The following is a 12,286-nucleotide window of genomic DNA, read 5'->3' on the forward strand; positions in this document are numbered from 1 at the left end:
TGAGAGAGATGCTTTATACGGCTGAAGGCGGCGCTCTCAACGATACCACGCCTGTAACAGACGAATGGTATCCTGCCCTCTCCGGACGCCACGAAAGCGTATAGAGCAGACAAGCAATAAACTGAAGGGATAGAAAGAAGAGACCGGCTCCGGTAGTCACCACATGGTTCAGCAAATGAATCAATTGAAATTCGACTGTGGTGTGACTATGGGGAGAATCTTTCTTAAACGGGTGCGAATGGACAATGGTCACCCCGTTCACTACATGTGAGTGGGTGAAGAGCGTGATACCTGCCATGTACGATATAAAGAGTACAGGCAAAAACCATCGCATTATGATCTGACAGCATTGTTTCATCCGTTTAGTTTTGTGGCAAAGATAAGAAGTATTCCCTTACGGAACAATCCCTATTTATGGGGATAATAAGTGTAACACCGCTTCAAGGTAGATTGTTCACACATTTTCATCATTATTAATTAAGAAAATGTGATATAGGACATGAAAAAGAAAAAAGGACGGAAAGGACTCTATTGCAAGTATGGTCCATGCAAAGGGAAACAATGGGATGGCAAGTAGAACGGTGTCATACAACAGAAGGGCTGTGCTAAAAGCCTTTTCACCACAGGACTACACAGATAGCCACTGATTGTTGATATTGATAATCAGCGGCTTGAATCTCGTTCTGTGTCCTCTGTGTCCCCTGTGGTGAATTTTGTTTATTCCGAACGAAGCCAGGTCAGTTTGTGCCAAAGGCTTTCCAACGGTCCCTGCTTATGTCCTTTCAACCACCATTTGCAGAAGCGAACCTGCAAGAGGAAGAACAGAAAACCGATCAGCAAACTGACGGCATACCCGCAATAAGGCGCCAGATAGAGCGCAAACGGGAAATAGATAATGGCTCCGGCAATGGACTGGGAGATGTAGTTCGTCAGACTCATCTTACCGTAAAAGCGCAAGTCGGCAGTCAGCTTCTTGAACTTTTCCGTTTGGTATAACAATACGAACGAAGCAACCAGCACAATGGTGAAAGCAAACTTTTGCCACATATCCATCACCACACCCACCGTCTGGCGTATCATGTCCGGCTGACCGGCATCCGTCAATTGTACTTTCAACTGATAGAGAGGACCGAATAACACAGCACACCAGATCAGTGCTTTTACCCAAAAACGGGTCGTACTCTCCGAGGTGACAAATAATTGTTTCCGTCCGATCAGCATTCCCAGCAAAAACAGTCCGGCCGTTTGCAGGAAACGCCCTGCACCTATCGCCCAAAACAGGCTCGCCTTCTGCCCCAAGGTCACATTCCCCCAGATGAACTTCCAGAAATCTCCCTCTTTAGTATAGTCCGCCACTTCAGCATACATCTGCCCTACTCCTAAATCGGGTAAGGAATGGGACGGATTAACAAGGTTCATCACGTAGTGGTACCACTCCACGGGCTGCAACAGCAGGAAGACAGCCAGGATAAATACTGCCCGGTCACTCCATTTGCGGACAATAAACAGAAAGATACCGACCACACAAAACAGCAGCAGGACATCTCCCGCCGGAAAGAACGCTGCATTCAAGGTAGCAAAACCACCCAGCAGGAGCAGACGCCAGAGAAAACGGTAACCGAAATCTTTCCCTTTCTTCTGTTGATTGGCATATTGTATGTAGAACGTTAATCCGAAGAGCAGAGCGAAGATGGCATAGGCTTTTCCTGCGAACAGGGAAAACGTGACACTGAACACTCCTTCGTTGAGAATATTGAGCCACTCCGGCTGGGAAGCAACATCGGGATACACAGGAAAGATAAAATGTTCAAGGTTGTGAACCAGCAGGATCGCCATTACGGCAAAGCCGCGCAAGGCATCTACAACCTCGATACGGGGAGTTTTTGAAGCAATTGTTTGTCGCATGTTTTTTGTTGTTTTTAAGATACGGTTATTGAATAAGTGGCAAAAGTAATAAAATGAAGTGATAAATCATTCACTTCATACCTATATGTAAGTACGAAACTACATACATTATCTTTTTTTCGTCCTGAGAAACAGTACCGGAACAACGCACAGCAACGTGACAATAAAGGCAATGAAGAAATCGTCGTTGATGGCACTGATATATCCCTCCAGATCGATACGCTTCAGTACCAGCATTTCTGCCACTTCCTTGGCGGTATCGGGTGTGTTGCCTCCCGTATGTTCTATGAAGCGGCTTAAAGAGTGAATAGTCTGGCGGTATACGTTTCCTGTATAGTTCAGGGCTTCGCTGTATCGCTGTGTATGAAAAGCCGTACGCTGCGTCAGCAGATGGCTGAAGATGGCCACCCCAAAACTTCCTCCCATCTGCCGGACAATATTGGTGATACTGGAGGCTTGTGCCATATCGCTGTTACGGATATTCACCAACGACAGAGTCAGCAACGGAGTGAAAAGCAAGCCCATACCCAACCCACGCAAATAGAGACTCAGCATAATATACCACTTTTCGGTCAGGAAAGAGAGGTAATAGTTCATATAGAAACTGACGGCCATCAACAGAATGCCCGACACAATAAAGACTTTGGGATTGATGCGCTGCATCAGTTTACCCGATAAAGGCGAAGCGACTCCCTGGATAATGCCCACAGGCATAAAAAACATACCGGCCTGCAAAGCAGAGTACCCCAGATTGTCCTGCAAATAAAGAGGAATGAGGAACGTACTGCCGAACATACCGATACCAAAGACAAACAGGATCAGGTTGGATAACGCAAAGTCCTTGTCAACAAACAGGCGCAGATTGATAAGCGGTGTCCTGACAGTGAACTCAAAGTAGAGAAACAAAATAAAGGTGACCACCGCAATCCACATAGCTCCGAGCACTACGGGGCTGTTCCATCCCATGGAGTTGGTGGACGAATTGACTTCGGAAAGCCCATACATAAAGACAGGCAGGAAAATGGCAGAAGTGATGAAACCGGGAATATCGAAGGGAACTTTGGTTCCTTTCACATGTTCCTTCTGTACAATGGCAGTTACGATCAAAGCGAGAATCCCTATCGGGATATTGACGTAAAAGATATAGTTCCAGTCCATGTAATCAACCAGGTATCCACCAATGGTAGGACCAAAAGAGACCGAAGCGGCGGAAGCGATAGACCAGAATCCCAATGCCGTCCCCCGTTGTTCGGGCGGAAATACATCGCTCACAATAGCCATACCGACGGGAAGGAGCATGCCACATCCAAAACCTTCGATCACCCGCCAGAAAATAAGTTCTTCGATAGTGGACGAACTTCCACACATGAAGGAGCCGGCTGTAAAGACAAGCAAGGATAAGAAATAGATCTTTTTATAACCGAAGCGTTCGGACAGCCATCCGGCGGCAGGCAGAATACTTGCCATCGAAAGCATGTATCCCGTCAGTACCCATTCGGCCACATTGATGTCCGCACCGAGCGTACCCATTATCACAGGCAGTCCGGTGTTGACAACAGTAGAGTCCAGCACCGCCATAAAGGTGCCTATCATAATGTTGCCCAGTACGATCCACTTATAAGAAGAACCTTCTTTCATTCTTTGATAATCTTCACGTTAGCAGACATCCCCGAAAGCAGGCGGAGATTTGCTTTCAATTTCTCTTTCCCTTCCACCCGGTCGATCGAGATTCTCAATGGAATCCTTTGGGCTACCTTCGTATAATTGCCGGAAGCATTATCGGGAGGAATCAGGGAAAACTCGGATGCAGCGTTGGCACCGATGTAGAAAATCTTTCCATAAAACGTCAGTCCGGGATAGGCGTCGAGGGTGAAAAGGGCCGATTGTCCCATACGGATCTCGTTAAATTTAGTCTCCTGCAAATAGACAGCCACCCAGAGTTCTTTACCTTCGTTCAGAATGAAGATGTTTTCGCCCGGCTGCAACAAATCGCCGGGAACCACCCACTGTTTGGCTATCAGGCCATCTACCGGCGAAACGATCCGGTAATTCTCAGTTGCCGTACTATCCAGCATGGCCAGTAATTCACCTCTCTTCACGCTGTCTCCTTCGTGTTTGAAGACCGCAGACAGCGGAGCCATCACACGGGCAGAAACGTTGACACGGACGCCATCGAGATTTGCGTCTATCGTAGAGACGTATTTCCGATAGTTCCACCACCATACAATGGCAACGACAAAAGCGATGATAAGCAATATCACCAGCCAGATAAACTTTTTCTTATCAGAAGGATTCGATGTATTTGCAGCGTCCATAATTCTTGGGATTAGAGTTACAAGGATGGAAACAAAATCCGCAAGAAAAGGTTTGGAAAGGGAAGAAAAAGGAATCGGATTCCACTGAAAAACTCACCACAGAAGGCGCAGAGTAACACAGAGTGATTTTTAAGTCATGGAGGTGCGTCGAAAGTCTTTTCACCACGGAGTAGCACAGAGTATTTACTATAGTAATCAACAACTTAGAATTATCTCTGTGTCACTCTGTGTCCTCTGTGGTAAAATTTGACATGCCCCCGGAACTCTCCGGTGGAATAACTTAGTATACTACCGTTGCTATCACCTGTATAAACAGGATCAGGAATACCATTGCAATCGGGTATACCGTTGCATAAGCTACACTCGGGATATTGCTGTCTACCATGGAATCGGCAGCGGCAAGCCCCGGTGTACTGGTCATGCCACCGGTTATGGTACCCAGCAAATCGAGCAGACTGATTTTAAACACCAGACGCCCAACGAACGCAGCGATCAACATCGGTACGAGGGTGATGGCCGCACCTACTCCGAACAGCAATAAACCGCTCTCCTGAAAAGTAGCAACCAGATTCTTACCGGCCGATGTGCCTACTTCGGCCAGGAAAAGCAACAATCCCAACTGACGGAGCAACTGGTTGGCAGGGCCTGACATAGACCAGAGGATAGGACCTGTTTTACCCACCGCGCTCAGCAGCAAAGCCACCATCAGCACACCACCAGTCAATCCCGGTGAGAAAGATAATCCTCCCGGGAACGAGATATTAAGCTTACCGAAAATAACTCCCAGCACAATACCCATGGCAATAGGGAAGAAATCGGTGTCGGACAGCTTCTTGGCATTGTTTCCCAGTAAACGGGCTACTCCTTTGATACCTTCCTTCTCGCCCACCACCATCAGTTTATCACCAAACTTCAGTGCCAGATCGGGTGACGGTGAAAGGTCGATACCGCTTCGGCGAACACGGGTCACGGTACAGCCGAAATTCTTCATCAGGTTCAAGTCGCCCAGCTGTTTATTTATCATGTCCTTTTTGGTCAACAGCAACGATTCTATCTCCTGCGTGTTTTCCAATGGAAGTTCACCTTCTTCACGTTCACCCACCAGTACGGCCAGTTGGGTCAATGCTTCCTCGCTACCCACTGCCTGGATGTAGTCTCCTTCACGAAGCACTGTATGGGCTGTCGGGATGGATATCTGTTCCTGATGTTTCAGACGTGAAATAACGGCTCCTGTCATGGCACGTGCATTGATCTGCATCAGGCTGCGGCCAAATACGCTCGGATTCGTGATGCGGTAGATACAGGTCCCCAACTCCGGGAATTGTCCCCGGCGTTCTATCTCGAGGCGACGGGCCTCCTTGTCAAGATCAATACGCATAATCTTAGGCAACAGCTTCACGAACAGGATGACGCCAATCACACCGAACGGATAGGCAATACCATAAGCGATAGACGCCAATGGAGAATTGGTGCTGTCGATGGCAACAGCCAGACCCGGCGTACTGGTCAGCGCTCCGGCAACCAGACCTACCACACTGGGAGTATCTATATCGAAAGCATACTTCAAACCGATAGCCGTAAAGCAGGCCGAAGCAATGATAAGAAGTGTAATGATGATCAGCGTCTTCCCTTTACTACGGAAAGAATCGAAAAATCCCGGACCTGCCTGGATACCGATCGTAAAAATGAAAAGTACCAATCCGAAATTACCCAGTTCCTTTGGGATAATTACACCAAAATGCCCAAAAAGAAGGGCAATGAAGATGACCGCCGACACATCGAGCGATAGCCCCTTGATCTTGATTCTTCCCAACATGAAGCCTAACGCTACGATAAGGAAGAGCGAGAAATAAGAGGAGTGCAATAAGTCAGTAAACATAAATAAAAAGGTTAATTTTAGTTGTTAGTGGTGCAAAGGTACGTAAAAAACTGTTTTCGGTTATAGTAAAAGAAGAAGTAATTTCCAAGGTCTGCAAAGTATTTATAAACATAAAGATAGACATATGGGGTAGATCATTAACAAAAAGATGCAAAAGAAAAGAATTCACTAACACGTACAACCGCAATAAGAGAGCAAACAGAAGAAAATTCGGCAGAAGCGAACGGATTCCCCCCTTCCCAGGGCAGTATAAACAGGGTGAATTTACGGACTTCCGGGCAAAAACGGGTAAGGATAAACACAAAAGGGTTACGCCATCCGGCGGGGATGGCGTAACCCTCCGGCTAATATACCATAATGATACGGAGTGGAAGGTATTATCCAAGTGAGGAAAAGACATTGAAAAGATCTTTTCCTTCTATTTCACCTACTGTCCAAGTTATAGACAAATGATCAAATAGAAAGTAGAAATATAAAAGAAGACCCTTATTTACCAAAATGGATTCCAATTGCTATCGGATGGCAACCGGACGGATGTAATATCTGCCAATACAAAAAAGAGTGAAGCGATTTCCCTGCGTTTTTTTCCAAGGCCTCCGGACAGGAAGCCAAACAGGGGATTCTGACACGTTTTAAATATCAGATTGACAAATTGCTTTTCAAGAAGAACTGATTTTCTCAACACATACAATCTTCCCCTTCACAACAAGCCCCTTTATACTCAAACTCTAAAGTGACATGGCTGACACCGGCATGTGCCAGTTCGTTCTTGATCTTGTGCTTCACCTCTTCCATGCGGCGTAAATCGTTTATCACAATATGGGCAGTCAAGGCTGTCTCGGTAGTGCTCAACGCCCAGATGTGTAGATGATGGTATCCCTCTACCCCAGATTGTTCCAATATAACCTGTCCGATCCTCCCACTATCGATGCCTACAGGGACTCCATCAAGTGAGAGGCGAAGGCTGTCATGCAGCAAGCCCCAGGTTGATATAACAATTATAACAGCAATCACCAGACCGATAATCGGATCGACAATCGTCCAGCCGGTGTACATGATGACAATACCCGAAATGACTACTCCCACTGATACCAACGTATCGGCAGCCATGTGCAGATAAGCTCCCTTCACATTAAGATCCTTTTCTTTGTCCTTCATAAAGAGCCAGGCTGTGATGGCGTTGATGACTACCCCTACCCCGGCTGTCCAAGCAATGGCAGCACCTTCAACGGGAACAGGATGAAATAATTTCTCCACACTTTCAGTGACGATAATACCGACAGCAACCAGAAGGATGACAGCATTGAGCAAAGATACCAATACCGTACTTTTTTTATAACCATACGTATAACGGCTGTTAGGGTGCACTTTTGCCAACCGGAAAGCAAGCATAGCCAACACAAGACTTGCCACATCGCCCAAATTGTGTCCGGCATCGGAGAGTAAACCCAAAGAATCATAATAGAAACCGATGCCGAACTCAACGAGGACAAACAAAATGTTCAGCGTAATGCCAATTATAAAAGACTTATTGAGCGACGTCAACTCATGGACGTGCTCATGATGATGTTCGTGAGAATGTACCATTATCGATAAGATATTTATCTACTTTTAAAACAGTCCGGCAGACAAATTAGTTCAATGAAATATCATACATAAAAGAGATCAGGTGGTCTGCCTCTTCACCGACCGGTGCCTGTAGTAACACCAGAGACTTCAGTTCTTCAAGTTCAGCCTGGCAGACACAGAAATAAACATTCTGTGCCGGCAACTTCAGAAAGATCTTCCGGTTAGCATTCATTTTCCGGTTTACCTTCTCACAATAAGATCCGTTGATTGATACAATATAATTGCGGAGACATTCAAGACCAGCCTCGGACAGACGAAAGAAGAGGTTGCCAAATTCCAGATGATACACTTTACAGTGGGCACAGTAGGTTATCATTCCATTACGGGTTTTGCTGATTAATTCCATCATAACTTCGAAATTTTAGTAATGGCACAAAAGTACGCAGAGCACTGTGGGAAGACAATACCTATTAATGCCTAATTATCAGGCAACCGGTAATCACATATAGGGAGTCGGACCAATGATATTATCCGACAATACAAAAATGAATGTGCTGTAACGGGGCTGTTTCTCAGCATTTTGCTTCCCATAAGCGCGACAAAAACACTATAAATCCGGCAGGATAAACGGATAATATCCTCAAAAGAGCTTACTTATTTATGGGTATCCGCCAAGTTCTTTTTCACACTATTTAGGTATTGTAAGCCCTTTTTATTGAGCCTACCTTTGCATCCGAATTCAAAAATAATTCAATACTTATATAATAGTAAGACATACACATTTATCAGAATACTAACATTAAAAATAAGAAAACAAATGAGAATTAAGAATTTACTGACTATGATGTTTGTGTTGTGCGCCTGCGCAGCCTGCAATGACGACAAGAATGAAGAAACACCCCTCAACCAAGTGGTAGCCGGAAAATACGACGGATATACCAAAGCTGTAGCGCAATATTTCCCTGCCGGACAATATGCCGACAAGCAAAGCATCACACTGACCGCTAACGAAGACGGGACTGTGAACGTGACATACACTTCCGACTCCTTCGGTGAGTTCACCATCAACAATGCGACCGTAAAATCAGAAAGCAATACATACACCCTTAGCGGAAAAGGAGAGACCGTAATGGCCATGGCAGGAAAAGATCCCAAAACGTATGATTGCACCTTGAAAGGAACCATCGACGCGGCGAAAGCGGCTCCTTCTTTTGAAATATCCGTACCGGCCGTGATGGGCGGGCTGACTATCACTTTCACTCAGGGAGAGGCTCCGGCGGCGGCAATGGTTGCAGGCTCTTACGCGGGTTATACCAAAGCCGTAGCGCAATATTTCCCTAACGGAGAATATGCGGCAGACCAGACGATCAAAGTGACTGCTAATGAAGACGGGACCGTGAACGTGACATACACTTCCGACTCCTTCGGTGAGTTCACCATCAACAATGCGATCGTAAAATCAGAAAGCAATGCGTACACCCTTAGCGGAGAAGGAGAGACCGTAATGGCCATGGCAGGAAAAGATCCCAAAACATATGATTGCACCCTGAAAGGAACCATCGACGCGGCGAAAGCGGCTCCTTCTTTTGAAATATCTGTGCCGGCCGTGATGGGAGGACTGACTATCACTTTCGCCAAAGGTGACGTACCGGCAAATAAATAAGTTAAGAACAGAATAGACCTGATAACAGAACAATCTCACTTACATGAAAATAAATTCTCTGTTAATGAACTTTACTCTGCTGGGAACGATACTCGTATCGTTCTCAGCTTGTAATGGGATATTGAGTAACATCTATGACGAACCGGAAACTGCAAAGGATTTCGGTTTCATTGCAATAGACCGTGCCAATCACAGCGGTACAGTCCGGGTGGACGCAACCCAATATACAAAGTGGAACTACATCAACCTGCACACCCTGCGGATTGACTCGGCCAAGATTACCTCCGAAGGCGCAGAAGATCCGGCTGCATGGGACCTCGCCATTCATCGGTATGATGTAAAGACGAATGGCGGTGAAGTGCTTGAAACCGACTTCCAGAGCTTGAATGCACTGAAGAATGCGGGCAGCATGCCGCAAGGAACATTCGTGGCAGACGAATGGACGACGAACAAAATTGCCATCGACGTCTCACACATGATGGAGGATGACGGATACCTGATCTACGCCCCGTCGGACTACAATCCGGAGCTCTCAAAATGGCTCGATGTAGACACCCGAGAGATGCCTCCCATTTACACTCCGTCCAATAAGGTATATCTGCTTAGGATGGAGGACGGCACCATGGCTGCCATTCGTCTGACGAGTTATATGAACGCCAAAGGAGCCAAAGGGTACATGACTTTTGATTACCTGTATCCATACGAACCGTAATCACCCTCTGATAAAGATAAAAACAAATAAAATAAATATGCAAAGACTACTTAAACAGGCATGTTGCCTCTTCGCAAGCCTCTTGCTGACAAGTGTAGCTGCCGCACAACATAAAATATCCGGTAAAGTGATCGATACCGACAAAGAAGCACTGGTCGGCGCTACCATCACTTTGAAAGAAAAGCCATCCGTCGGTACCACCACCGACACGGAAGGGCACTACACCCTGACACTTCCGGACCAGAAGGAGTACACCATTCAGGTCTCATTCGTCGGCTATGTAACGACTTCAAAGAAAACAACGGCTGCTCGGCAAGGCCGTCTCGATTTCGTCCTGAAAGAAGACCTGATGGATCTGGGTACAATAGTCGTCACCGGAACACGTACCCCGAAACTGCTGAAAGATGCTCCCATCATCACCCGGGTAATCACAGCGGGCGATCTGAAAAAGGTGGATGCCACGAATATCGGACAATTGCTTCAGGTAGAACTACCAGGCATCGAATTCTCTTACTCGATGGACCAACAGGTGCAACTCAACATGCAAGGATTCGGCGGTAACGCCGTCCTCTTCCTGGTAGACGGCGAACGCCTGGCGGGAGAGACACTGAACAATGTAGATTATAACCGCCTCAACCTGGACAACGTGGAGCGGGTGGAGATCGTGAAAGGGGCAGCTTCTACGCTGTATGGCTCGAATGCCATCGGCGGCGTAATCAATATTATCACCAAGGCTTCGGATGATCCGTGGAACCTGAACCTCAATACCCGTTTTGGAGTACACAACGACCAGCGACACGGCGGTACGGTGGGGTTCAATGCCGGTAAGTTCTACAGCCAAACCAACGTGCAATATACCAACATAGACTCCTACGACGTGAAACAGGGAGACTATACAACCATCAATGGCAACAAGACCTGGAATGTGAAGGAACGACTGATGTTCACCCCGAACGAACAGCTACGGCTGACGGCACGTGCCGGTTATTATTTCCGTGAACGGGATGCATCACTGGAGACCAAGAACCGCTATCGCGGATTCAGCGGCGGACTGAAAGGGAACTATGACTTAAATACCCAAAGCAACCTGGAAGTTGCCTATACATTCGACCAGTACGACAAGAGTGACTATCTGGTATCGTACAAGAATGACATCCGCGACTACAGCAACGTGCAACACAGCGTACGCGCCCTTTACAACTACACGTTCGACGATAAAAACACGTTGACCGTCGGAGCGGATTACTTGAGAGATTACCTGATGTCGTACCAATTTGAAGATAACGGTGATTACACGATGCACTCTGCCGACGCTTTCGGACAATTCGACTGGAACCCGACGGAACACTTCAACGTGATTGCCGGATTGCGGTTCGATTACTTCTCCGAATCGAACGTGCGCCACTTCTCACCCCATCTGGGATTGATGTACAAGATAGGAAACTGCTCCCTGAGAGGATCATATGCGCAAGGATTCCGTTCGCCCACCCTGAAGGAGATGCACATGGACTTCTACATGGCAAGCACCATGATGATTTACGGTAACCCGGATCTCGCCCCGGAAACCAGCCACAACTTCTCACTCTCGGGAGAATACACCAAGAATCGTTACAACTTCACGCTGACGGGTTATTATAACCTGGTGCACGACCGCATTGATTATAGCTCTTTCAGAGATACCGACGGAACAATTGCTCAAATATATACCAATACTCCACGGGTGGACATCGCCGGAATCGATGCCAATGTTTCTGCCAAATATCCCTGCGGCATAGGCGCACGCATCTCGTACACGTACATCCATGAGTTCATGCGCGAGGGACAGGCAAAGACCACTTCTACCCGCCCCCACTCGGCTACAGTACGACTGGAATACGGCAAAACGTGGGACCACTATAACTTCAACCTGTCACTCGACGGACGTGCTTTGTCGCAAGTGAAAACAAACCAGTATACCTCCAACGATCCGAATGCAGGAACGGAAAAAGTAACTTATCCGGGATATACCATGTGGAACCTGATCCTCACACAAAGAGTATGGAAGGGAATCAATGTGAATATGGCTGTCAACAACCTGTTCAACTATCGCCCCGATTATTATTACGCCAATTCGCCCTATACAACGGGAACCAACTTTTCCGTAGGGTTATCGCTGGACATCGATCAGATGTTCAGAAAATAGCGGAAGAGGCTAAGTCAGCCGGTATTTCCAATCGTACGATCGGCATTTAGTAAGAACGAAA

At 46.8% G+C, this 12,286-nt stretch carries 10 protein-coding genes; 3 read left to right on the plus strand and 7 right to left on the minus strand.

From position 1 onward, the window contains the following. Positions 1-13: 13 nt before the first annotated feature. The 7 genes from R3O62_RS17165 to R3O62_RS17195 form a co-directional block, all read right to left on the minus strand. Complete coding sequence (locus R3O62_RS17165) at positions 14-334, minus strand: hypothetical protein (protein WP_005820610.1); 321 nt, start codon at positions 332-334, stop codon at positions 14-16. Positions 335-717: 383 nt separating this feature from the next. Continuing rightward, the gene (locus R3O62_RS17170; RefSeq protein ID WP_044300259.1) at positions 718-1,905 is read right to left on the minus strand and encodes a DUF418 domain-containing protein; all 1,188 of its coding nucleotides are present in this window, start codon (positions 1,903-1,905) and stop codon (positions 718-720) included. A 108-nt stretch (positions 1,906-2,013) separates the two neighbouring features. Then, positions 2,014-3,543 (minus strand): DHA2 family efflux MFS transporter permease subunit, encoded by a 1,530-nt coding sequence (locus tag R3O62_RS17175; RefSeq protein WP_317472775.1) that lies wholly within the window; start codon positions 3,541-3,543, stop codon positions 2,014-2,016. Beyond that, positions 3,540-4,220 (minus strand): HlyD family secretion protein, encoded by a 681-nt coding sequence (locus R3O62_RS17180; RefSeq protein WP_317472776.1) that lies wholly within the window; start codon positions 4,218-4,220, stop codon positions 3,540-3,542. The genes R3O62_RS17175 and R3O62_RS17180 overlap by 4 nt, the downstream gene beginning before the upstream one ends. A 280-nt stretch (positions 4,221-4,500) precedes the next feature. Next, positions 4,501-6,099 carry an aspartate:alanine exchanger family transporter gene (locus tag R3O62_RS17185; RefSeq protein WP_005778385.1) on the minus strand — a complete coding sequence of 533 codons (1,599 nt, stop codon included), beginning with the start codon at positions 6,097-6,099 and terminating at the stop codon, positions 4,501-4,503. A 678-nt stretch (positions 6,100-6,777) separates the two neighbouring features. Further along, on the minus strand, positions 6,778-7,686 hold the full coding sequence (locus R3O62_RS17190; RefSeq protein WP_005778390.1) for a cation diffusion facilitator family transporter: 909 nt from the start codon (positions 7,684-7,686) through the stop codon (positions 6,778-6,780). Positions 7,687-7,732: 46 nt separating this feature from the next. Continuing rightward, positions 7,733-8,077, minus strand: a complete 345-nt coding sequence (locus R3O62_RS17195; RefSeq protein ID WP_005778393.1) for a DUF6686 family protein — start codon at positions 8,075-8,077, stop codon at positions 7,733-7,735. 408 nt (positions 8,078-8,485) lie between these two features. Here R3O62_RS17195 and R3O62_RS17200 point away from each other — a divergent pair, with 408 nt between their 5' ends. Genes R3O62_RS17200 through R3O62_RS17210 form a run of 3 tightly spaced genes read left to right on the plus strand, consistent with a single transcriptional unit; the run spans position 8,486 to position 12,225 of the window. Further along, positions 8,486-9,331 carry a calycin-like domain-containing protein gene (locus R3O62_RS17200; protein ID WP_032541472.1) on the plus strand — a complete coding sequence of 282 codons (846 nt, stop codon included), beginning with the start codon at positions 8,486-8,488 and terminating at the stop codon, positions 9,329-9,331. Between the two features lie 43 nt (positions 9,332-9,374). Further along, positions 9,375-10,043: an HmuY family protein gene (locus R3O62_RS17205; RefSeq protein ID WP_122143485.1), complete on the plus strand. Its 669-nt coding sequence runs from the start codon at positions 9,375-9,377 to the stop codon at positions 10,041-10,043. 37 nt (positions 10,044-10,080) lie between these two features. Next, positions 10,081-12,225 carry a TonB-dependent receptor gene (locus tag R3O62_RS17210; RefSeq protein ID WP_217737500.1) on the plus strand — a complete coding sequence of 715 codons (2,145 nt, stop codon included), beginning with the start codon at positions 10,081-10,083 and terminating at the stop codon, positions 12,223-12,225. Positions 12,226-12,286: the final 61 nt, after the last annotated feature.

Origin of the sequence: Bacteroides hominis (genome assembly GCF_033042785.2) — a bacterium.
Taxonomy (GTDB): Bacteria; Bacteroidota; Bacteroidia; order Bacteroidales; family Bacteroidaceae; genus Bacteroides; species Bacteroides hominis.